At 65.8% G+C, this 21,874-nt stretch carries 15 protein-coding genes and 1 tRNA gene; 3 read left to right on the forward strand and 13 right to left on the reverse strand.

Translation table 11 applies throughout. The features are described from left to right. Positions 1-137: 137 nt before the first annotated feature. The 6 genes from ACQR1F_RS14325 to ACQR1F_RS14350 all read right to left on the reverse strand — a co-directional run bounded on the left by ACQR1F_RS14325 (position 138) and on the right by ACQR1F_RS14350 (position 7,054). Positions 138-944 (reverse strand): glutamine amidotransferase, encoded by an 807-nt coding sequence (locus ACQR1F_RS14325; RefSeq protein ID WP_434838771.1) that lies wholly within the window; start codon positions 942-944, stop codon positions 138-140. An 80-nt stretch (positions 945-1,024) separates the two neighbouring features. After that, positions 1,025-1,804, reverse strand: coding sequence for an SDR family NAD(P)-dependent oxidoreductase (locus ACQR1F_RS14330; RefSeq protein WP_315800818.1), 780 nt, complete (start codon positions 1,802-1,804; stop codon positions 1,025-1,027). A gap of 217 nt (positions 1,805-2,021) precedes the next feature. Continuing rightward, a complete protein-coding gene (locus ACQR1F_RS14335; RefSeq protein WP_434838772.1) occupies positions 2,022-2,489 on the reverse strand; it encodes a TerB family tellurite resistance protein in 468 nt (155 codons plus the stop codon). Between the two features lie 126 nt (positions 2,490-2,615). Then, entirely contained in the window at positions 2,616-4,025 is a 1,410-nt protein-coding gene (locus tag ACQR1F_RS14340; protein WP_315800816.1) for an adenylate/guanylate cyclase domain-containing protein, read from the reverse strand. Positions 4,026-4,089: 64 nt separating this feature from the next. Then, positions 4,090-5,481, reverse strand: coding sequence for a cytochrome P450 (locus ACQR1F_RS14345; RefSeq protein ID WP_315800815.1), 1,392 nt, complete (start codon positions 5,479-5,481; stop codon positions 4,090-4,092). A gap of 205 nt (positions 5,482-5,686) precedes the next feature. Next, the gene (locus ACQR1F_RS14350; RefSeq protein ID WP_316215463.1) at positions 5,687-7,054 is read right to left on the reverse strand and encodes a hydrolase; all 1,368 of its coding nucleotides are present in this window, start codon (positions 7,052-7,054) and stop codon (positions 5,687-5,689) included. A gap of 177 nt (positions 7,055-7,231) precedes the next feature. Here ACQR1F_RS14350 and ACQR1F_RS14355 point away from each other — a divergent pair, with 177 nt between their 5' ends. After that, positions 7,232-8,914 (forward strand): MFS transporter, encoded by a 1,683-nt coding sequence (locus ACQR1F_RS14355; RefSeq protein WP_434913323.1) that lies wholly within the window; start codon positions 7,232-7,234, stop codon positions 8,912-8,914. Positions 8,915-8,922: 8 nt separating this feature from the next. On the opposite strand, the gene ACQR1F_RS14360 is transcribed toward ACQR1F_RS14355, so the two are convergent. Then, a complete protein-coding gene (locus ACQR1F_RS14360; protein ID WP_315800812.1) occupies positions 8,923-9,138 on the reverse strand; it encodes a cysteine rich repeat-containing protein in 216 nt (71 codons plus the stop codon). A gap of 115 nt (positions 9,139-9,253) precedes the next feature. Beyond that, positions 9,254-9,541 carry a hypothetical protein gene (locus ACQR1F_RS14365; protein WP_434848413.1) on the reverse strand — a complete coding sequence of 96 codons (288 nt, stop codon included), beginning with the start codon at positions 9,539-9,541 and terminating at the stop codon, positions 9,254-9,256. 326 nt (positions 9,542-9,867) lie between these two features. On the opposite strand from ACQR1F_RS14365, the gene ACQR1F_RS14370 reads away from it, so the two are divergent. Then, positions 9,868-10,911, forward strand: a complete 1,044-nt coding sequence (locus tag ACQR1F_RS14370) for a polysaccharide deacetylase family protein (protein ID WP_434838775.1) — start codon at positions 9,868-9,870, stop codon at positions 10,909-10,911. A 75-nt stretch (positions 10,912-10,986) separates the two neighbouring features. Here the strand turns inward: ACQR1F_RS14370 and ACQR1F_RS14375 are convergent, their stop codons facing one another. Continuing rightward, positions 10,987-11,400 (reverse strand): hypothetical protein, encoded by a 414-nt coding sequence (locus tag ACQR1F_RS14375; RefSeq protein WP_434913324.1) that lies wholly within the window; start codon positions 11,398-11,400, stop codon positions 10,987-10,989. A 423-nt stretch (positions 11,401-11,823) separates the two neighbouring features. On the opposite strand from ACQR1F_RS14375, the gene ACQR1F_RS14380 reads away from it, so the two are divergent. Beyond that, positions 11,824-12,399 carry a hypothetical protein gene (locus tag ACQR1F_RS14380; protein WP_434893692.1) on the forward strand — a complete coding sequence of 192 codons (576 nt, stop codon included), beginning with the start codon at positions 11,824-11,826 and terminating at the stop codon, positions 12,397-12,399. 34 nt (positions 12,400-12,433) lie between these two features. On the opposite strand, the gene ACQR1F_RS14385 is transcribed toward ACQR1F_RS14380, so the two are convergent. The 4 genes from ACQR1F_RS14385 to ACQR1F_RS14400 all read right to left on the reverse strand — a co-directional run bounded on the left by ACQR1F_RS14385 (position 12,434) and on the right by ACQR1F_RS14400 (position 21,874). Continuing rightward, positions 12,434-13,840, reverse strand: a complete 1,407-nt coding sequence (locus tag ACQR1F_RS14385; protein ID WP_434913325.1) for a GSCFA domain-containing protein — start codon at positions 13,838-13,840, stop codon at positions 12,434-12,436. 503 nt (positions 13,841-14,343) lie between these two features. Next, on the reverse strand, positions 14,344-18,729 hold the full coding sequence (locus ACQR1F_RS14390; RefSeq protein WP_434913326.1) for a hypothetical protein: 4,386 nt from the start codon (positions 18,727-18,729) through the stop codon (positions 14,344-14,346). Positions 18,730-19,749: 1,020 nt separating this feature from the next. Then, positions 19,750-19,825 (reverse strand) — tRNA-Thr (locus tag ACQR1F_RS14395). Between the two features lie 150 nt (positions 19,826-19,975). Beyond that, positions 19,976-21,874: a heme biosynthesis HemY N-terminal domain-containing protein gene (locus ACQR1F_RS14400; RefSeq protein WP_434913327.1), complete on the reverse strand. Its 1,899-nt coding sequence runs from the start codon at positions 21,872-21,874 to the stop codon at positions 19,976-19,978.

A 21,874-nucleotide genomic window follows, 5' to 3' on the forward strand; every position in this document is an offset into this window, starting at 1 on the left:
CAATTCGATAGCGAAGGTTGCCACGCCATAGCCCGAAGGGCGGCGGCGGGCCGTCGTCCGCAGCCGCGCAAGTAGCCTGAAGGGCGAAGCCGGGCTGTTTCAGCATCGCCCAAGCCAATCCGCTCAAATCACCGGTCCTACTCCGCAGCCTCCGCCATCGCTGCCACCGGCTCGCGTGCCAGCCAGCCATCCAGAAAATGCGCCAGCCAGGCCCGCTCGGCGGCGTCATGCACGGCGCGGCCCTCGAAATGATGGTGGCGCAGGCGGGCGCCGGGCGTGTCCAGCCGGGCATGGCCGCGGGTGGTCCAGCGGCACATCATCGCGTAGGTCACGTCGGGGTGGAACTGCAGCCCGGTGGCGTTCTGGTATTGATAGGCCTGGACCGGAAAATCGCCGCCCTCGGCGAGCAGCTCGGCGCCGTCGGGCAGGTCGAAGCCTTCGCGGTGCCAATGATAGACATGGTCGGGCCAATGCGGGCACAGCTTGCGTCCGGCCCGGGTCGGGCGAATCGGATAATAGCCGATCTCGGCGCGCCCCTGCGGATGCGGCGCCACCTCGGCGCCGAGCTGGATCGCCAGCATCTGCGCGCCCAGGCAGATCCCGAGAAACGGACGCTGCTCCCGCAGCGGCACCTCGATCCAGTCGATCTCGCGGCGGACGAAATCATCCGGATCGTTCGCGCTCATCGGACCGCCGAAAATAACGGCACCCGAATGCCCATCGAGCGTCTCCGGCAGCGGATCGCCGAACCGCGGCCGGCGGATGTCGAGCGGATAGCCGCGGGCGCGCAGCGCATTGCCGACCCGGCCGGGGCTCGAGGTTTCCTGGTGCAGGATGATGAGGACCGGCCGATGCGGCGTAGCCGCCATGGCCGGCTTCGGATGGAGCTGCCGAACGTCCGCCTGGGGCCCGTTCGGATGGAACGAAGGGTCTTGCCTGAGCATCACCTGGCGATCATAGCTAAGCAAAGGTTAACGGCGCGTGAGCGAGCGCACATTGCAAAGCAAGGGCCGGGCCAGCGCGATCAGCTCCGCTTCAATTGCAGCCGCCCGACCGCATCGAGGATGAAGCCCCGCGGGAACCAGCGCAGCAGGAACGGTACGATCTTGATGCCGAGCCCGGGCAGCACCACGCGCTTGTCGGCCATCAGGCCGCGGTAGCCGGCCTCTGCCACCGCCTTGGGCGAGACGTTGAGGATCACCGAATCCACGCCCGGTTTGAACCCGGCGCGATCCTGGAATTCCGACGGCACCGGACCGGGGCACAGCACGGTGACCCGGACGCCATGCGGCGCCATCTCCTTGCGCAGCGCCTCGGTGAACGAGATCACATAGGCCTTGGAGGCGTAATAGACCGCCATGCCGGGCCCCGGCAGGAACCCGGCCACCGAGCCCAGATTGAGAATGCCGCCCTTGTTGCGGATCAACTGCTCGGAAAAGCGCAGCGACAGCTCGGTCAGGGCGCGGACATTCACCGAGATCATGTCCAGCTGCTCGGCGCGGTCGAGCTGCACCGCCTTGCCGAACAGGCCGAAGCCGGCATTGTTGACCAGATATTCCAGCTCCACGCCGGCGGCGGCCAGCGCGGCCTCGATGGTCGCCCCGGCGTCGGCGGAGGTGAGATCACAGGGGATCACCAGCGGCGCCGGGCCGCCTTTGGCCGCGATCTCCTGCGCCAGCGCGGCGAGCCGGTCTTCGCGCCGGGCCGTCAATGCGAGCCGGTGCCCGTTCGCGGCAAACACGCGCGCCAATTCGCTGCCGATCCCGGCCGACGCACCCGTTACCAGCGTGACACGTTCACCCACAATCCTGCTCTTCGATCACAATCCACACATCATCCAATAGCGGCGGACGAGAGCATAGGCGGACGGGAACATGCAAGACGCCGCGATCGGCAGTCCTGCACCAGATTGCAGTAATAGTTTCGGATTCACATAGGTTTAAATGCAGGGGCGAGGTCCGGAACAAAATTAAAGTTTGTTCATCTCCGGATCACGCCGGTTCCGGCCGAGACAGAGCGGTTCACGCGGGAGCGCCGGACTTGCGCGCCGCGACCCGGTGCTTGATGTCGATGCGGTCATGCGTGGAGATGCCGAGCAGCTCCGAGGCGCGCCAGACCACATTGTCCTCGAACTCGGTCACCTTGCCGTCGGCGAACACCAGCTCCCACATCATCTCGACGATGCGCAGGCGGCCGGCTTCATCGACCTCGCGCATGATCACGCTGGTGAAGCGATAGAGATCGACCGCTTCGCCCTCGGCCAGCATGGCCTGGGCGATCAGCCGGTCGGCGGAGCCGTGGTCGAGCCCGAAGCGCAGCTCGATCAGGCCGTGCAGCTTGCGCCGCTCGATCTCGCTCGGCTCGCCGTCCAGCGAGATCACGTGGATCAGCAGCGCGGTTGCCGCCAGCTGATAGCTGTTGTCGTCGAAGGCCGGGGTTTCGTGCGGCGAAACCACGTCGGCGATGAATTGGCGCAGTCCTTCGAGCATGACGTCCTTCGCTGTTGGATCCCTTGGCGGCCGCAAGCCGGTCGGCAACTGCTCATTATATGCAAATGCCACGCGCCGCCGGCAATCCGCCGCGGCCTGCGCAGCGCATGACATTTCGGTAAGGCCTCAGGGGATTTCGTACACCATCATCCGGTCGGCGATGCCGCGCAGCGCCGCGTGCTTCTGGATCGGCGCGATCTTTGCGCTGCGCAGGATGTCGGCGACGCCCGGGCTCTCGATCACCGGCGCGGTGAGGTGGATCTCCTGCGCGGTCGACAGGCTCTGCACGCGGGCGGCGATGTTGACGGTCTGGCCGAAATAGTCCTGGCGGTCGTTCAGCATCACCGCGAGGCACGGCCCCTCATGGATGCCGATCTTGACCACGAGGTCCTCGGTGCCCCGCTCGGCGTTCAGCCGCTGCATCGCCGCGCGCATGCGCAGTCCCGCGGCGAGCGCATGCTCGGGCTTGATGAAGGTCGCCATCACGGCGTCGCCGATCGTCTTCACCACCGCGCCCTTCTCGGCGTTGATGATCTCCAGCAGCGCGCGGAAATGGGCGCGCACCAGGTCGAACGCCGCGAGGTCGCCGACGCGCTCATACAGCGCGGTCGAGCTCTTGAGGTCGGTGAACAGGAAGGTCAGCGAGGTGATCTTCAGCCGCTGGTCGATGTTGAGATTGTCGGCCTTGAACACGTCGCGGAAGGTCTGGTTGGACAGGATGCGCTTGGCGGTCAGGAACGGCCGGCGCTTGCCGAGGAGATGGTGGAGCGCATCGCCGGCGATGAACACCGTCGGCAGCGTCCGGACGCCGGCCTGATTGTCGAGCGCCAGCCGCAGCGGGCCTGGACGCAAGGTGACCGAACCGGTCGGAGGATGCGTCTTGTTGAACAGCAGCCCGAGTTGCTGGCGCTCCCTGGTCGGCTCGCCCTGAACGTCGATGAAATGCGCAGAATGCGTCACCGGCTCGAAGATGATGATGAAATCCGACGGGAGCTGCAGCGATAGCACCGCCTTCTCGCCGGCCGGCAGCTCGAGGGCATCGAGGGTCACTTGCTCGCTCAGCGAAGCAAAGGACTCCCGATCGAGGTCGATGCCGGAGCTCCAGAAGATCTGCTTGTAATACTCCCAGAGCGTCAGCGTGTTGGGATCGTGGGCTGCGATGCGCCTGACCTTGGAGGTCACGGTGAAGGCAACCTCGACCTGCTCGTCGACGGAGGGCTCGTAGCCGCACGCGCATAATCCGCAATGGTAATCGTCATGGCGGAGGGATTTCAGCGTGGCGTGCGCATCGAGCACGCCGCTGCAGCCGGGACACAGGACGTTCCAGGTGAGATCGAACAAGCCGATCCGTGCCGCATGGAGGAAGCCGGAGATGACCTGCTCCTCGTCGAGACCTGCGCGCGCGGAGAACTCGAGGGCGTTGATACGGTTGAGCTCGTGATCTTCGCCCGACTCGATCAGCCGTATGATCGCGTCGGCGACGGCCGGATGGGCGGTCTGCTTCAGAACCGAAAGCTGGGCCTGGATGTCGCTCATGCCCGGCTAAGATGGGACTTGGCAAACCCGCAAGCAAGTGCCGAGCGTGGCTGCCGCGTGGCGGTCAGACCTCCATCCTGGGCGTGATCTTGAACAGCGGCGACCGGTCCGGCTGCGTCGTCACCACGCCCACCGGCAGCACCGGCGCGCGGTCGACGAGCTCGATCCTGAAGGCGCCGACCAGCCGCGCCAGCGCCAGCACGGCTTCGACGAGCGCGAAATGCGCCCCGATGCAGACCCGCGCGCCGGCCCCGAACGGCAGATAGGCGAAGCGCTCCGGCGGCGGCGCGCCCGGCACGAATCGCTCGGGCTTGAAGGCGTTGGGGGCATCCCACAGCTTCTCGTGCCGGTGCAGCAGCCACGGCGAGATCAGCACGACGTCGCCGCGCTTCACGGGGAACGCGGCGATCCGGTCCGGGCCGCCGGCCGCGCGCGCGATCAGGAACGCGGGCGGATAGAGCCGCAATGTCTCGTCCAGCACGGCGCGCGTGAACGGCAGTTGATCGGGGTCGCTGAGATCGGTCGCGGCGCGCGCCTCCTGCGCCAGCCTGTCCTGATTGGCTGGATCGAGCGCGATCAGATACAGCGCCCAGAACAGTGCCGTTGCCGTGGTCTCATGGCCGGCGAGGATCATGGTCGCGACCTCGTCGGCGAGTTGTGCGTCGGTGAACGCCGCGCCGGTCTCGGGATCGCGTGCCGCGCCCATCAGGTCGAACAGGTCGCGCGGCGGTGCGTCCTCCAGCTTGCCGGCGGCGCGGCGCTCCGCCATCAGCATGGCGACGAAGGCGGTCCAGCGCTTGCGGAACCGCCGGCGCGCGACATCGCGCGGTGTCGGCCAGGACAGCGGCAGCACGATGTCGAGCAGATGCGGGCTGGCCAGCCGCGCGCCATATTCGTAGACGAAATCGCGCAGGGTGGCGCCGTGGCGGCCCATCTCGAACGAGAACATCGTGCGGCCGGCGATGTCGAGCGTCATGCGCTGCATGATCTCGCGCAGGTCGAGCGGCTGCCCGCACTGCTGCCTCAGCCTGGTGACGGTCTCGTCGCTCACCGCGACCATGTGCGGGATGAGGCCGGAAACGGCGCGTGGCGTGAAAGCCGGCGCGAGCGTCCGGCGCTGGTGCTTCCACGCCTTGCCTTCGGCGATCAGCAGCCCCTCGCCGAGCACCGGACGCAGCACGCGGATGGCGCCGACGGTGCGGCCGTAGTTCTCCCAATTGTCGACCAGCACATGCTTGATCGTATCGGGCGTATTGAGAATGTAGCTGGAGCTGCCGAAGAAGCGGCCGCGAATGATGTCGTCCTCATAGGCGCGCTGGCTCCAGGTCGCGATCGCGTTGTCGCCCATCATCAGCACGCGGCGCAGCGCGCCCATGCTGTCCGGCGCCCGCGGCGGTGTTGGCGGTATCAGCGGCAATCGTGCCTGCGGCAGATAATGGACGTCGGCGGTACTCATTCACGGCCTCTTGACGCTGTCACGAGCCTGGAACCATCGATCGGCTGCATTGCGACCAACCGAGCCCCCGGCTGCAGGCCGCGCCGGGCCGCCGCGCAGGGACGGTCTTCTGCCAGAGGTAACGCTGTCATCTCGCTCGCAATGCGAGAGGGAGAGCGCGATTCCGCGCTCTTCGAGGCTGTGATGTACCATCATACTCCGGCAACTAATTAGTCAGCTCGATCATCGCAATCCTGCTCTCCGATGCTGGCCAAAGACGGGCGGCGATGCGTTCCTCGTTGAACAGTCCAGTGACGCTGCGTCCGACGTCGCCCGCCGGCAGCCGCAATGTCGTTGCGGCATCGGTCGGTATTCCCTTCTGTATGTCGGCAGGTTCCTTGCCGTCGAGCAGCACGATGTCGCGGGGCAGGCCGAAATAGCCGCGCGGCCTGATCATGATGAGGATCGCTCCAGCGCCGGCATCGGCCTTGCCGAGCGGCCGCGCCGCGCGCAGATGCACGACGTCGGACGAACGCGGGAATGGCGAGCGGTAGAAATGCGTGATCGGCGCGCCCGGCGAAGTCAGCACGATCTCGAGATAGGACGTCGGATCGACCTCCGCGGGACCCCAGCGTCCGTCGGCGCCGGTCTGGCCGCGATACACCGGCTCGCCATTGCGTGCGCCGGTCTCGCTCGAGACGCGATAGACCTCCACGCTTGCGCCCGCCACCGGGCGATTGGTCGGCGCGCCGCCCGGCGTTGCCGTCACGAGGCCGCTGATCCGCACCTGCGGCTCCGGCTGGATCGCGATCTGCGTCGGCTCTCGGCCGGCGATGAACTTATAGATCTCCCGGAACGCGCGCGGATGGAACGCCACCTCGCGATGGTCGAGCGCGCCGATCACCAGATTGGTCGCGCCTTTCAGCGCCGGCCCCTCGGCGGTGATGCCGGTGGGGACACCGGGCTTGCCGACGAGGCGGCCGTCAGCCTGGGCATATTTGTCGAGGCCATCGCTGCGCAGCGTCAGGAAGGCGGTGCCCTCCGTCACCTCGCTGTCGCCGGCATTCAATCCGCGCAGGAACGGGCCGCGGCCGTTGAACTCGCTGCCGGGGCTATCCTCCCAGTCGAACACGCCATGATTGGGCGTGCCGCACAGCACGGCATGACTGACATCGGCGCCGCCGCCGTTCTTCACCACGTTGCGGATCGCGTTGCCGCCGCGCGAGCTGCCGACCAATGCGATGCGCGCCGCGCCCGTGCGCTCCTTGAGCGCCTTGATCGCTTCGGTCAGCTCGCGGCGCTGATCCTCGGTCGACGAGCGGCTCGGCTGCGCCACGGAATCGTCGTTGCGCGCCAGCGGGTCGGTGAAGTCCAGCGCAGCGAGGCGCGTGCGCGGCACGCCGTCGGATTCCATCCGCCACAGCGTGGTCATCCATAGCGCCGCGTGATCGCCATTGCCGTGGACGAACAGCACAGGCGGCATCTCGCCGGCCGCGGCTGCCGCCGTTTGCGCGCGCGCTGGTAAGGTCAGGCCGCTCGTGAGCAGGGGCAAGGTTCCCATGCTCTTCAAAATGGTGCGGCGCGTCAGATTCATCGGCGGTCTCCCTTTGGTCTTGTTCATGTCGTGTTCGTTGGCCGCGGTCCCTGATGCGAGCGCTCTGGGCACTGGACAGCGGCAGACATTCGCAGGCATCACATAGGTCCGGCCGGAATCAAGCGATAGTTCGATGCGATCTTATCGGAGGCGACCTGGCGACGTGGACGGACCCGCATGAATGCGCCGCAGAAACGTGAGCTGTTCGCGGCCGAGAGCATCGCCGCGCCGCTCCGGCACGCGGTGTTCCGCCGCATCTGGCTGGCGAGCCTGCTGTCGAACCTGGGCCTGCTGATCCAGGCGGTGGGCGCCGCCTGGGCGATGACGCAGATGACGTCGTCGGCCGACAAGGTGGCGCTGGTGCAGACCGCCTTGATGCTGCCGGTGATGTTCATCTCGATGCCCGCCGGCGCGATCGCCGACATGTATGACCGGCGCATCGTCGCGCTGGTCGCGCTCGCGGTGGCGCTCGGCGGCGCCACCACCCTGACGGTGCTGGCATGGTACGGGCTGGTGACGCCCGAGCGCCTGCTGGCGCTGTGCTTCGTCATCGGCAGCGGCATGGCGCTGATGGGGCCGGCCTGGCAATCCTCGGTCAGCGAACAGGTGCCGCCGGAGACGCTGCCGGCCGCGGTCGCGCTGAACGGCATCAGCTACAACATCGCGCGCAGCTTCGGACCTGCGATCGGCGGCGTCGTGGTCGCGGCTGCCGGCGCGGTCGCGGCGTTCGCGGCCAATGCGCTGCTGTATCTGCCGCTGCTCGCGGCGCTGTTCCTGTGGCGGCGCGTGGTCGAGCCGAGCCGGCTGCCGCGCGAGCCGCTCAACCGCGCCATTGTCTCCGGCGTCCGCTACATCGTCCATTCGCCGTCGATCCGGATCGTGCTGATCCGCACGCTGGTCACCGGCATCATCGGCGGCTCGATCTCGGCGCTGATGCCGCTGGTCGCGCGCGACCTGCTGCATGGCGGCGCGCAGACCTACGGCATCATGCTCGGCGCCTTCGGCATGGGCGCGGTGGTCGGCGCGCTCAACATCGGCGAGATCAGGAAGCGGCTGTCGGGCGAGGCCGCGATCCGCACCTGCGCGCTCACCTTGGGCGCGGCCACCGCGGCCGTCGCGCTCAGCACCGCGCCGGTGCTGACGGCGGCGGCGCTCGTCATCGCCGGCGCGGTGTGGATGCTCGCGGTGGCGCTGTTCAACATCGGCGTGCAGTTGTCGGCGCCACGCTGGGTCGCGGGCCGCGCGCTCGCGGCATTCCAGGCGGCGATCTCCGGCGGCATCGCGATCGGCAGTTGGGGCTGGGGACGTCTCACCGACGCCGCCGGCGTCGAGGTCGCGCTGCTGGCGTCGGGAGCGCTGATGATGGTGTCGCCGCTGCTCGGCCTGTGGCTGCGGATGCCGCCGATCGGCGCCCGCAACGAGGACGGCGAGACCCTGGCCGATCCGGAGGTGCAGCTCGAGCTGACGCCGCGCTCCGGTCCGCTGGTGGTCGAGATCGAGTACCGCGTTGCCGAGGACAATGCCCGCGCCTTCCACGACCTGATGCAGGACGTGCAGCTCAGCCGCCAGCGCAACGGCGCCTATGGCTGGTCGATCGCGCGCGACATCGCCGATCCCGAACTATGGACCGAGCGTTATCACTGCCCGACCTGGATCGACTATCTGCGCCAGCGCAACCGCTCGACCCGCGCCGAGCGCGAGCTGCACAAGCGCGCGATCGATTTCCACATCGGCACCGACCCGGTGCGCATCCGCCGCATGCTGGAGCGCCCATTCGGCTCGGTCCGCGCCAGGGAGGATATCGATCGCACCGCCGAGCAGGCGCCAGCCGTGGCGACCGGGGCTCGCAGCGGGCCTTAGTTGGGCGCTTACTGCCCGTGCTCGGTCAGCACCTTGTCGCAGGCCTTGGACAGCTTGGCGCGGTGTTCCTTGAGACAGGCCAGCACCGCCTGGTCGCCGTTGTTCATCACGGCGCGGCAATGCCGTGACACGTCGCGCGCGCACGCGTCCTGACCGGGCTGCTGCTGGGCCGAGGCGGTCGACGCGATCAGCACCAGGGGGATGATCAGTGTGAGTTTGTTCATGACTGGCGCCTCGCTCCCGGCATTGAAGGTTTGGCGGCGCTTTTAGTGCTCACAACCGGGCCTCGCAAGCGCCCCGGTCGCAGCCGGGGCGCGCAGGCGGGAGCCGGAAGCGTTCTCAATTGGCGTCGCCCGCCTCGGCGACCTTGCCGTTGCGCCTGGACAGCTCGCGGTCGAGCACGACGCGGCAGCCGGAGCTCAGCGACGAGCGGTTCTTGATCATGCAGGCGGTGATCGCCGGGATGTTGGGGATCTCGCTGCTGCACAGCCGGAAGGCGTCGCCGGTGCACATCTGCTGCGCCTCGGCGCTGAAGGCGAAGCTCGCGGTCGAGGACAAGGTCGAGACGGCGGCAAGGCTGACGACCGTCAGAACGGCCTTGCGCAGCAGATTGGTCGAATTCGTCATGGCTGGCTCCCATTGGCGCCGCATTTCGCGGGCCGCGTTTTCAATGCGCCCATCATGGTCCGATCCCGCCCGAGCAACCGTGATGCCGGTCACGCCAGATCCGGCGGCTCAACCCTGCCCGGCAGGTTCGGCAGGCCGATGGCCGCGGCGACATGTCGCTCCGGTCAACTGCCGGTCTCGCGCCGGCATCATCCTGGAAATCTTGGCTGATCCCGCCCGTGTTGGCACCGCGTTAAGGATTCGTTGGCACTAATGGAAGCTAATCGAAGCAGGCGGACAGCGTTGCGTCCGCCATCGAGTGTCTCGCGTTTTCGGGAAGAGTAACCATGCGTCATGCGTTAGGCTTGCTGCTGGCCACCGTCGTCGCGGCGTTGGCGATCACCGGTGTCTGGTACTACGTATCGAAGCCCAGCGCCGCCAAGGCCGCCGCGCAGAGCGCAGCGGCGAAGCCGTCCGAGCCGGCGCCGCCTCCGGCGCGCGTTGCCGCCAAGGCCAGCGCGAAGGATGATGTCGAGACCACCGGCACCATTCCCACGCGTACGGCCGCGAGCGTGCCGGCGCCGGTGCAGCCCAGATCGACCTGCGCCAATCCGGACGCGCTCGGCATCTCCCGCACCGTCATGGTCGACACGTCAGGTGGCCCCGGCTTCGGCCTCGACCATTTCAAGCAGTTCGACTTCCTCGCCGACCGCGAGGTGGTGCTGACCTTCGATGACGGCCCGTGGCCGGTCAACACGCCGGCGGTGCTGAAGGCGCTGGCCGACGAATGCACCACCGGCATCTTCTTCTCGATCGGCAAGCACGCGACCTATCATCCGGAGATCCTGCGCCAGGTGCTGGCCGCTGGTCACGTGGTCGGCGTGCACACCTGGTCGCACGCCAATCTCAACGGCAAGAAGATGACCGACGAGATGGCGAAGGAGGAGCTCGAGAAGGGCTTCAGCGCGGTGAAATTTGCGCTGGGCACCAACCCCGCGCCGTTCTTCCGCTTCCCGCAGTTGCAGCACCGGCCGTCGGCGGTGGCCTATCTCGGCAGCCGCAACATCGCGATGTTCTCCTGCGACGTCGACAGCTTCGACTTCCGCTCCAAGGACGCCGACCAGGTCGTCAACACCGTGATGACCGGGCTCGACAAGAAGGGCAAGGGCATCATCCTGATGCACGACTTCCAGAAGAACACCGCGCTGGCGCTGCCGACGCTGCTGCGGCGACTCAAGGCTGGCGGCTACAAGGTGGTCGCGATGAAGCCGAAGGGCACGCTCGACACGCTGCCGGAATATGACGCGATGATCGGCCAGGATCCGAAGCTGCCGACCACGATGACCAATGCGCGGCCGATCTCGAGCGTGATCCAGACCATCTCGCAGTGATGGCTGCATGACCTCTGCGCGCGAAAGGCCGGGCGTTCGCCCGGCCTTTTTCGTTTGTCCTCTGTTGCCGGCCGCTCACCAATAGATGCCGTGGCGATGCAGCTCGCGGACGATGCGGGCTTCGGTCCAGCTCTTGCGGCGCGTCCGGTCCGAGCGCGCCGATTTCGACCGCCGCGATGATCGCTGCACCGAGCCCGGCTGCGGCGCCGGCGCCGCAGCGGCGGCGGGCTGCGGCGGCGAGGGTGCGGCGGCCGGGGCCGCTGGCGCAACCGGTGGGACGGCGGGCGGGACGATGGGCTGGATTTGGGCCGCAACGGCCGGCACTGGCGCCGGGGTGACGGTGACCTCGCCGGCTTGCTGGACGTAGGTCGGACGCGGCGCCCGCGCGGCGGCGTCGTTCGACGACAGCGACAGGCTGCGTGTCCCCTCGGCCCGCGCGACCGCGGCGGAGGCGAGCACCATGGCTCCGATCAGGATCATCTTGCGCATCGAGTAAGCTCCCCTTTGTTGGCTGCGGGAAGTTTAGGCGCCGGCGTGGCCGCCCGATGTGACCGAGGTCACGCTCCGCGTTGCAAGCGCGAATGGAGCGCATGCCGGCACAGTGCGGATCGGCGCCGCATCTTTCTCGAAACCTTTCCGGCGTCGCGGCGACGTCCGTTCAGGACGAGGGGAGCTCGGGACGAGCCCATCCGGAAATCCACCGGCCGCAGCCCTTGGGCGGTGGGCACCGCGGCGATCCGGCACACCCGGCTGTGGCTACCAAATTACCGTCATGACGAGGTGCTCCCATGATGCCGGTGAGATGCTGGACTTGAGGTATGATTGTATGCCCATGTACTGTTCGTTGGTGCTGTTCAGAAGATTCGCCGAATCCGATAGGGAGAGCGATCGATTCGCGGGAAGGATGCGCGCATGCGCCGGGTGATCGTTGCAGTATTCTTGGCGGCCGTGACCCTGCTGGCCGCCAGCGGGCAGGGCCGGGCGCAGTCCGGCGACGACGTCGAGGAGATCTACATCGCGCGGAGCGTGCGCCAGGGCCGTGTCGTGCCGTCGGATTTCTGCGCGCCGACCAAGACCGGCTTCGCGCCGGCGCTGGAGGATCAGCTTTCGATCCGCTCCGTCGGGGTCCGGCCGGCTGACGGCCGCATGACCGAGACCGGCGACAAGAGCATCGGCGAGATGCGGGTCTGCATCGGTCAGGCGATGGATCCGACCCTGCTCGGCACCTACACCGAAGGCCAGCTCAACGGCATCGCATTCACCGGCATCGGCGACTGCCGGCTGGTGCGCGGCAATCTGCCGGAGGACGGCCTGCTCACCCACCGCTGCTTCCTGGCGCTGTCGGGCTTGCCGGAGCCGTATGTCGGCGGCTTCCTGGTCTCCAGCTCGCTGTATTCGAAGACGCCGTTCGGCACGGAAAGCTCGCCCCCGGGCTACGCCCAGGCCGGCATCCTGATCATCCGCCTGTGGAAGAAGCGGCTGCCCTGAGGCAGCCGCCTTCGATCGCCGTCCCGACCAGCGCTCAGGCCGGCGAGAAGGTCTGCACGAAGGCGCGGACGGTCGCGGACACCTTGTCCTCCGAGACGTGCCAGGCGGCGCCGTCGTCGGCGGCGAAGAAGCTCGACGCGTTCGAGCCGGCCCAGCGGAACACCTCGAACGACGGCCAGTACCAGATGTCCGCGAGGTTGGAATTGTTGACGACCTCGTGCGCGACCAGCCGCATCGTGCTCTTCGACAGGCAGTCGGCCTGCACCACCGATTCATATTCGAACGAGGTCAACAGCGGCACCGGCGAAACGGTGACGATCACCTTGATGTCCGGCCGGATGCTGCGGATGAACTCGATCAGGTAGAGGACGTTGTCGACGTTCTCCTGCACGCTGGCGGTGCGGAACTTGTACTTCTCCGCCAGCGCCCGCGAGTTCAGCGCGGTCGGCCGCGGCAGCACGAAGGCGCCGGTCTCGCGGTCGAAGAAGGCCGCGGCGACGCCGAGCGTCAGGATGAACACGTCGGCCTGCTTGATGACCCCCAGCGTATTCTCCGGGCTCGATCCCGGCGGCAGCAGCTCGACGATGCGCTCGCGGATCTCCGGATCGATCTTGGCGCCGCGCAGCCAGTCGACGAACACGCGGTTGGCGAAGGTCGTGTTGATGTACTCCGAGATCTCCATGTGGTGGCTGTTGTAGCCGCTGTCGTTGAGGCTCTTGGAGAGGTTGCGCGCGAAGCACGAGCCCATGGTGAAGAAGCGCGTGCTCTTGTCGAGAAACTTTGGCGCGGCGGCGAGGTTCACGGCGATGTGGCCGGTGATCAGCGTCTGCAGGTCGCCGAGGAAGTCCTTGGTCTCCGGATAGCGGCCGACCTTGGCGCGGCCTGCCTTGGCGTCCTTGACCTTGCCCTTCTTGGCGTTGGTGCGCGAAAGCTCCAGCGTCTCGCGGTTGAGCGGATTGTCGTAGGCCGGGTTCAGCTTGATCGCCTTTTCAAGCGCCGCCACCGCCTCCTCGAACTCGTTGTTCTGAGTCAGGATCTCGCTGAGCGAGAAATAGTCGGCGGCCTCGTTGGAGGCTGCCGCGAGCTTGCGGAACAGCTCCATCGAGCGCGTGAACGGGCCGACATGGCTGCAGCGCACGGCCGCGCTGCGGATCAGGTGCAGATTGCCTTCGGTGGCCTGCTCGAAGATCTCGGGGTTCTCGTCGAGGATCGCCAGCATCATGTCGCGCGCCTCGGCGCGCTTCTTGTGCGAGCCGTCATCGATCAGCTGCGCATAGATGAAGCGCGCGTTGATGTCCTTGGGGTCGAGCTCGAGCAGCTTCTGGAACGCGAGCTGCGCGCTGACGAAGTCCTTGTCCTCGATGTATTTGTAGGCGAGCGTCCGGATCTGGCCGACGATCGATTGAAACTGCGTGTGGCTGTCGAGGGCAGTGGTGCTCATGTCGCGGGTTCGCCTTTGTCTCGCGTTGCGTCGTCGGCCGTTGGTCCGGCGCCGTAGCCGGCAGCCGGTGCATCGCCAGTGCCGGTCGAATCGTCACGCGCACAGGCGCCGTGCCCTCGCGAGAGACGTCCCACCATGACCGCTGGATACTGATCGCCACCGGCCCTGCCGCTGGCGTACGCCCGAGCGCAACCGGCACCTGCGGGATTCGAACGCGACGGACGCGCTCGTCCGGATCGCCGCCAGCCGCCAGTGCGGGCATTCATCCCGCCGCTCGCGCCGGACGATGGCGCGATTTGGGTTAAGCAATTCTTAACCGGTCACGGACCGGACGGAACACCGAGGGAAATACGGGAATGACGGTGACAGTGCACTGACCGATTTGAGGTCGCAAAAGGCTACACGGTGGATAACACCCGACTAATCTGCGATTCTTGTGACAGGCAATTCAGGAGGAAAGGGGATTTTCGATAGCGGGCTTAGGCGCGCGCTTAGGCGGTGGTCTATCGTTGCCGGCGGTTCAAGCGCGAAGCGCCAGCGACTCTCCGACGCGCTGCACTTCGGCCGGTCTTGGAGCCGCGCGAAGCCTTTCGTTTCAACGCTTTCTTTGTTTTAGTTTTCGGTGTCTTAGCCCCCGTGCGCCGCTTCGCCCCGGTTCGAGCTGCAGCCGTCGGCCGTTTCGGGGCCGCGGCTGGTTCACCCTTCCAGGCGTTTAGCCCGACACAGGCGACGACTATTGGGCCGACGGCATTCTGCTTGATTGATACGGCTATGCTGGACAGCCATGCAATTAGTTCCGCAAACGTGATCTTCTTGCTTTGATTGGGTCGCTGCCAGTGGCGGCTATAATGGTGGGTGATGACGAGAACGCCATGACGCCGATAGTCGGGCTTGAGGTAATCTTCTGCAAGCTGCACGCGTAAGGCGTTTTCGAGCTCGGCGCCGGTCCAGCCTTTGCCGCCGTGCTTAACCTCTACCGCGACCTGATAAGGGGCTGACGTCGAGGAGACCGTAATGTCGGGCTTGTCGCCAAGGGCGATCTCGCTCTCGCGCGTGATTTGGAAGCGGCCTTTTGCGCGGAAATGCAATTGCTCGGCGAGCCATTGTTGGACCTCCTCCTCGTCCTTTGCGCGTTCTAGCAGGGCGCGCGATGAGAAATCGTCCGTGCTCAGGCTCCATTGAATGTCCGCCAGAACGCCGAGCACGATACGGAGCAGGTCGGCTCCCGTCTTGGCTGGCGCGAGGAACGTAGTTTCGAAACTGCGGACTTCCTCGGCAGTCCAGGCTGGAAGCTCGGCGTCTCGTGTGGCTTTACCGCGCGCGAGTTCACGAAAGCGATGTGCACGCAGCGCTAATGCGGAATTTTCGGCAAGCCTTTGCATGGCATAGTAGGCGTCGGGCCCGGGACGCGCGAGAAGTATGCCGAGAGTGGCGTCGCGTGCATTTTGCGCGTGGTCGCGCGTGTCAGGAGTGTAAGTGCCTTCGCGCATGACGTCGTCTTTCGGGCGAATGCTGGTGTAAGCAACGCGGAGCAGGCGTTCGAGCGTTTCGGTCGATGCTGCTGCGAATGATCCGGCAACAAGCACATCGTACCGGTCGAACAGGGTGCCAAAGGTCTGCTCGGCCCTCGCCTTGCGATCCGCGGCAGGTGTTGCATTGAGCCAAGTTTCCAAGATGGAAACGCCTTGATCGGGATCCACGATCAAAAGAAGGCCAAGATAGCAAAGCGTCCAGTCATTCTTGCCCGCCTTCGCATATCCGTCGAACCGCTTGCGCGCGATGGAGAAAAGCCTAGCTTTTTGCTTCGCATCTAGTTCCAGTCGCTGGACTATGCCCTGTGCGATGTTGATCGTATGCGCGGCACTGGCTTCCGCTGCGACTATGACATCGAAAATCAATCGCTGGACCGGCTTCTGAATGGATGTCGCCGCACCGCCATAGCGATGCAAGAAGGTGGTCGAAAGATTGCCGGGTGCCGACCATTCGAATTCGATTTGCTCCCTTATCACGGGTAGGACCGCTTTGGGACTCGCGATCGTTAGAAGGTCGATCCAGTCCGGATAACTCTGCTCGGCACGGCAACCGTGGCGAGCCGCCAGGGCCATTTCTTTTTCGCTGAGATTTGCGGGCCAATCGGCATCGTTCGCTGCCTCCAGGCCGACGGCTGCAAACGCGAGAAGGGAAGGCCACTTGATGTTTATGGTACCGCCAGGCTTCTTGATGGGGCGTACCGGTCTGACGAGCCGCCAAAGGATCTTCATGCCATCGCGGAAAGCCTCCGCCACCTCGCGGCTAAAGCCTTCTTCAAGAAGCCGCCACTGAAGAGCGACATTGCCTTCGTCCGATCCAGTACGGTACTGAAGCCAACGTTGAAGGGTTCGGAGCCTGAAGATTCCCTTCCTCCAGGATGATAAAAGTTTCGGGTCTCGCAGCAGCTTGGGATTGGCGAGAACCTCCTGACGAAAGGCAATCCAGCTTTCCTTGTCCTTCACCCGCTGGTACCGGCCCTGAAGATCGTAGAAGGCCATCTGAAGGGCGTGGGTTCGGTTGAGCGCCGGGGCGGGCTGGGGTGCGAGCGCGTCCGCGAGCTCGGCGAGCAGTACGGTCTCGGCCCCGGTGGCGGCGCGTAGCTGAGGCGCTTGCGCGATGAGCTGTCCTGATTGACCGAGAACCTCAAAAAGGCAACTCAGAGCAACCTGCCGGTCCTCAAGGTCGGGCTTCGTTCTGAGATCATCGAACAGCCATGGCAGATCGCGCTCGGCCAATCCCCAAAGCCGCGAATTTGCCCCGACAAGAACTTGCCAATGGCGAGTAACCGCGCCGTACCTGCTGCTGTTGGCCCTTTGCTCGGCGACATCAGCCCACATGAGGCCGCGGTTTAGGCTTGCATTTGCTCGAATCCGTTCGGCGAGGCGCTGCTTAGGTTCGTCTCGTGATCCGTCGCGGCCGGATCGTTCGACAACCATCAGCATTCGGATAACATAGTCGGGATGGACCGCACCTTGGATCCGCTGAAGCTCAAGATCGGCGAGTCCCACCATGTGCCGAGTAAGATCGACGTACCGAGCGCTTGTGCGACGGAATTGATCGATGAAGGGTTTTGACAAGCACAGGTCACTCAACCCGCGAAGGAGCGCCGCGCGCGCGGCGTTGTTCGGCGCTTTGGCATAGAAATCTTTGAGGTAGTAACCGAACCCATCGCTCGAATATGGTCCAGCGGATTTGGCGCTCCTGATGATCTTAAGTAGATCATGCGTGCCGAGATGCTTTGGATAAAATGTTGCACTCAAGGAAGAGGCGAGGCGCGCGCTGGCAGCTGCTGGGCTCTTAAGAAAGCGCCTAGCGATTTTGGCCATTGTAGCTTCATCGCCGCAAGCTTCGAGCGCGTCCACGGCAACGATACGATGATGGTCGTTCGCCTTCTGATCAAGCGCAATAGAGCGCGCGAGGCTGACCGCGCCTTTGATTGCGCCTTCACGAATGAGACGAAGTAAGTCAAAACGAAAGTCGTCCCGCTTGTTGATGGACGCCGCTTTTAGAATCGCAGGCGCAAGCTGTTCGGTGGCGAACATCCATAGGTCGCGATTTTCAAGGCGGTCATCGGCCGTTTCACCCGAGGCTTGCTTAGAGGCGTAGGCTAACAGGATTTGCTCGCGGGCTTCTGAGGGCAGAGAACCCGGATCACCGTAGCCAAGAAGAATGAGGGGCTCGCGGTTGGTCAGCTCTTGCCGGATTTCCGTGTGCCAAAGTGCCAGCCAAGCGGCGACAACCCTCAGGGAGGGGACGACGGTATCGACCCCATACCGTTCCGCAAAAATAAGGTTGAATATCTCGGCATGAGAGCAACCGGCCCGTACGAGTCTGTGCAGCCATTTGGCTGTGAGATATTCTTGGCTGGATCGGTGGTGGAAACGTATGCGGCCATAGGTAGCGGGAGCGAAGAGCCCCCGTCGGAGAAGCGCGTTTCTTTTTGCGGGGGTCCATTCTGGCAATATCTGGGCCGGATCCAGCGCGCCAGCTGCGAGCGACGGATCGGCTTCGTTGCCGGGCGCGCGGAGAGTGAACGACTTGCCCAGCGTGAGCGCGGCTGCGAGCCGTTCGGCTCCCCAAAATGCGTCTTCCTGCGAAAGGGCTTCGTTGTCCGGTCGAAACGGATTCGGCTCAGCAAGCTTACGCCGCACACTATGTTCAACCATTTTGGCGAAGGGACCAAAATTGCCGTTCGCATTCCAATAGTCCGCCAAGTCGAGTAGATCGCCGGGTCTCTCGGTGAGGGTAGACAAGCCTTGCCTATTGATCGTTGCAGTGAAGGCGGCGATATCCTTGACTGCGGCAGCCTTGGCGAGTTCGGCGCACTGCTCCTCCGAGAGTGGAACAAGCTGAACAACCGCCAAGCTTTCCAGGTTCTCTTCATTTTGATTGGGAGCGCGTCTTTGCGCACTTTCTTCTTGATCGAAAATTGGGCCCAGGAGTCCACTCAGGTTGCCCGCGGGCGTCGAATGATCAGACTCTGGGCTCTTCCATGCGGGCAAGTAGCGTAGAAACAATGCGCGGTCGTCGGCTCCTCGCCAGTCTGTGACGCGGCATGATACGTATATGTGAGCGCGCTCGCTCGCGTCTCCGATATCTTTGGCAAAACGCCGTAAGGCCGTCTCGAAATTCTTGCGGTTAAGACGCGCTTCATCAACAGAATCCAGGAAAAACCAAGCCTCACCCGGCGCCGTCAACCAAGCGCGGAAGCGCTCAGTGCTCTCCCGGTCCAGCGCTTGTTCTGTACCTTGGTCGAGGTCCTCGATCCTCAAAAAGAAGGCGGGCTTACCATCGGCGTTCAGAGTTTCACATTGGTGGCGAAACTCTTCGGTCTTGCCGCTATAGGCTTCCGCAAGCAAGATCACCCGTCGGCGGCGCCGTAAGTCGCCCCAGGACAGCCACCCGCTTACGTGTGGTCCCCAGAGACGGCCTATGTCGAGATCTGCCTCCTGATCTTCTCTAAGGAGAACGAAATATCTCTTGAGATCGACAAAATCCATAACGGTTGACGAGCCTATCAAAGGTCCTCGTCGGCAGCTATAGGTTGTTCGTCGGCTTGGTCACGAGCCCCCCCCCCCCTGTTTTCCCTACTTTCTGTCTGCTGTTCGCTCGTTCAACAGTGAGATTTCTCGACCCTTTGGGGCAGGTCGCATAGGCCATGAATTCTTGGACAACCTACTGAAGGCGATGCATCTACGGTTCGTATCGCAATCGTGCCCTCCAAAATTCCGAATACCAGAAAAATGTGTTTGACGCCGGCCCCAAATCAGTGGTCTTATCCCGTCATCCTGCTTCGCCGAGAGGGGCGTATCGCGATCGTCACGGCACGTGAGGCGGGGATGCGGTGGCCGCGGCTTTGTCAGGCGCTTTTGCGCGACGACTGACGAGGTGCGGACGGCGAAGTCGCGTGGTCCTGGCGCCCCGATGCTGGCGTCAAGGTCGCAGCGTTCATGACGAGCGCAGCGGGCGACGGGGGCAAGACAGCCGGTCCCCGGGGAGATCGCGTATAAGCCGTAAAGCCATCGCGCGGGGAAGGCCGGATGTTCGGCCGTACCTGTGGTTCTGCCGCGTGCTTTTTTGCTGCACGCGGACCGCGGGTGCGACCAGCACCCGGCCTTCCCCGCGCCCTCTCATTCAAGAGGACGCCAGATTGCAGCAGAACTCGGGCCGAACCGGCCGCGAGGCTGCGGTGGCATGGGCGCGAGCAAGGCTGCGACGAGCGGCAGGCTGTTTGACAGAGTGGATTGGGATCAGAAAGCGGGCTTAGCGGCAGCACCGGGGGGCTCAAACGCCCGGCTTCGCCAAGGGGCTACGCCGGGCACGCTTCGCCCTACGGGCTACGGCCTGGCTGCGCCACGCGTAGCCCGAAGGGCGAAGCGTGGTGCCGCAAGAGGGACTCGAACCCCCGACCCCGTCATTACGAATGACGTGCTCTACCAGCTGAGCTATTGCGGCGAACCATAGCGGCGAGCGCCCGGCACGGGCCGGACGACGCGGACGCGCTCCTGATATCGGGCGGACGGCCCGTTGGCAAGGACAACGCGCGCCGCCGCGGCCCGGAATCGAACCGGTGTGGCCGGGAACAGCCGGACGGCCTGACGGCCCTCAGCCGCCGAACCGCGACCAGAACCCGCGCCAGCCGCCGGCCTGCGCCTTGGGGGCGATCTGCTCGGCGAACTCGTCGCGGGGCTGATCGTCGTCGTCGACGCCGGGATCGTCCGGCGGCCGCATGATCGGGACGATCGCCTGGATCGGCGTCTCCGCCGGCCGGGCGAGATCGTTGCGGGTGCGGAACAGCGGCGTCGGCGCGGTCGCCGCGGTCTCGGCCGGCTTGGCGGCCACCGCGTCCGGCTCGGCCTCCGTTTCCGGCTCGGCTTCGGTCTCGGCGGGTCCCGCGGCCTGCAACGGCGGCGCCGGCTCAACCGCGACGGCGGTGGCTTCGATCAGCTTGCCGTCCTCAGCCGTGTCCACAGGGATATCCACCGCCTTGTCGACAGGCTTGTCCACGGCCTCCTCGACCGGTTGTTCGGCCTGCTCGGGCTCGGTGGCGACCACCGGCCGCGGCGGCTCGTTGTCCTGCACGGCCGGCGTGATCACCACCGGCTCGCTCGCGGGTTCGCGCGGCGGCTCGATCACGGCTTCGGCGGCGGCCGGACGGGCCGGCGGGGCCAGCACGGCCTCGGCGAAGGCCGAGCTTTCGATCACGCTGCTGCGCTCCGAGGGCAGGCTCGCCACCGGCGTCTGCCACTGGAAGGCGTCGAGCCGGCCGGTGACCGGCGAGATCGGCTGCCAGCGATCGCTGACATAGCCGTCCGCGGTCCAGGCCGGGTCGTGGCGGGCGCGCACCGCGCGCAGCGCCCATTCGCGCGCCTTGCCGGCATCGCCATGCTCGGCGCGCTCAAGCTCGGCCATCAGCATCGCCACGCGCTGGGTCGGATCGTCGGTGAACGGCGCCAGCGCCGCGCGGGCGCGGCCGTACTCGGCGGCGTCGATCGCCGCGCGCGCCACCGCGAGCGCGCCCTCGACATGGTCGGGCGTGCGCGCGGCCAGGTTCTCCACCCGCGCCAGCCGCTGGGTTGCGGAATCGCCGAGCCGCACATGGGCGTAGGCGTCGGCGAGATCCGGATGCGGGCCGGCCGCCCAGGCCGCCTCGATGATCTTCATCGCGCGCCGCACCTGATGCGCCTCGCTCTCGAACTTCGCCGCCAGCACCGCGGCCGGCACCAGTGTCGGCGCCAGCTTCACCGCCTCCATCGCGCTCGTGCGCGACAGGTCGCGATCCGCGGTCTCCAGCGCCAGCGCGCGCGCCGTCAGCAGCACGCCGCGCTGGCGGCGGTAGGTCGGCTTGTCGATCATCCCCGCGGTGTAGTTGCTGTCGAGGATCGCCAGCGCACCGTCCCAGTCGGCCTCGGCGCAACGGAAGCCGAGCACGGCATGCGAGGCCCAGGTGGCGTTGGGCGCCAGCTTGAGCGCCTCGTCGGCGATCATGACGGCGGCATAGGCGTCGTCGGCGCGCTGCGCCTCGATGAACAGGCCGCGCAGGCCGAGCAGGCGGGTATCGTGACGCTCGGCCATGGCGCGGAAGGCGCGCCGGGCGCCGTCGCGGTCGCCTTCGAGCTGCGCCGCCTGGGCGTGCAGGAGAAGCGTCAGCGGATCGTCGCCGGCCAGCCGCCTGGCGGTGTCGGCGTGCTGGCGCGCCGCGGTCGAATCGCCATGGCCGATCGCCAGCAGGCCGTGGGTGATGGCGTGCCGGCCGCGCTGATGCCGGCGGGCGCGATGCGCCTTGCGGATGCGGCCGGGCGCCCGCAGCAGCGCGCTGAACAGGTTCCAGACCAGCACGCAGGCGGCGATGGTCAGGCCGAGCGCAAGCACGAACACCGGCAAGGTCATGGCGATCCGCCACGGACCCCAATTCAAGACGACGTCGCCGGTCTGCTCGGCGACCCAGGCCGAGCCCGCCGCGGCGAGCCCGACCAGGATGAGGAAGATGACGATCCGGAACAT

The sequence above is a fragment of the Bradyrhizobium sp. HKCCYLS3013 genome, from assembly GCF_051167615.1.
In the GTDB taxonomy this organism is placed as follows: Bacteria; Pseudomonadota; Alphaproteobacteria; order Rhizobiales; family Xanthobacteraceae; genus Bradyrhizobium.

Excerpts from the sequence above, each read along its gene's own strand:
- ACQR1F_RS14325 (WP_434838771.1), bottom strand. The coding sequence starts at position 944 with ATGCTCAGGCAAGACCCTTCGTTCCATCCGAACGGGCCCCAGGCGGAC.
- ACQR1F_RS14335 (WP_434838772.1), bottom strand. The coding sequence starts at position 2,489 with ATGCTCGAAGGACTGCGCCAATTCATCGCCGACGTGGTTTCGCCGCAC.
- ACQR1F_RS14340 (WP_315800816.1), bottom strand. The coding sequence starts at position 4,025 with ATGAGCGACATCCAGGCCCAGCTTTCGGTTCTGAAGCAGACCGCCCAT.
- ACQR1F_RS14345 (WP_315800815.1), bottom strand. The coding sequence starts at position 5,481 with ATGAGTACCGCCGACGTCCATTATCTGCCGCAGGCACGATTGCCGCTG.
- ACQR1F_RS14350 (WP_316215463.1), bottom strand. The coding sequence starts at position 7,054 with ATGAATCTGACGCGCCGCACCATTTTGAAGAGCATGGGAACCTTGCCC.
- ACQR1F_RS14355 (WP_434913323.1), top strand. The coding sequence starts at position 7,232 with ATGAATGCGCCGCAGAAACGTGAGCTGTTCGCGGCCGAGAGCATCGCC.
- ACQR1F_RS14360 (WP_315800812.1), bottom strand. The coding sequence starts at position 9,138 with ATGAACAAACTCACACTGATCATCCCCCTGGTGCTGATCGCGTCGACC.
- ACQR1F_RS14365 (WP_434848413.1), bottom strand. The coding sequence starts at position 9,541 with ATGACGAATTCGACCAATCTGCTGCGCAAGGCCGTTCTGACGGTCGTC.
- ACQR1F_RS14370 (WP_434838775.1), top strand. The coding sequence starts at position 9,868 with ATGCGTCATGCGTTAGGCTTGCTGCTGGCCACCGTCGTCGCGGCGTTG.
- ACQR1F_RS14375 (WP_434913324.1), bottom strand. The coding sequence starts at position 11,400 with ATGCGCAAGATGATCCTGATCGGAGCCATGGTGCTCGCCTCCGCCGCG.
- ACQR1F_RS14380 (WP_434893692.1), top strand. The coding sequence starts at position 11,824 with ATGCGCCGGGTGATCGTTGCAGTATTCTTGGCGGCCGTGACCCTGCTG.
- ACQR1F_RS14385 (WP_434913325.1), bottom strand. The coding sequence starts at position 13,840 with ATGAGCACCACTGCCCTCGACAGCCACACGCAGTTTCAATCGATCGTC.
- ACQR1F_RS14400 (WP_434913327.1), bottom strand. The coding sequence starts at position 21,874 with ATGTTCCGGATCGTCATCTTCCTCATCCTGGTCGGGCTCGCCGCGGCG.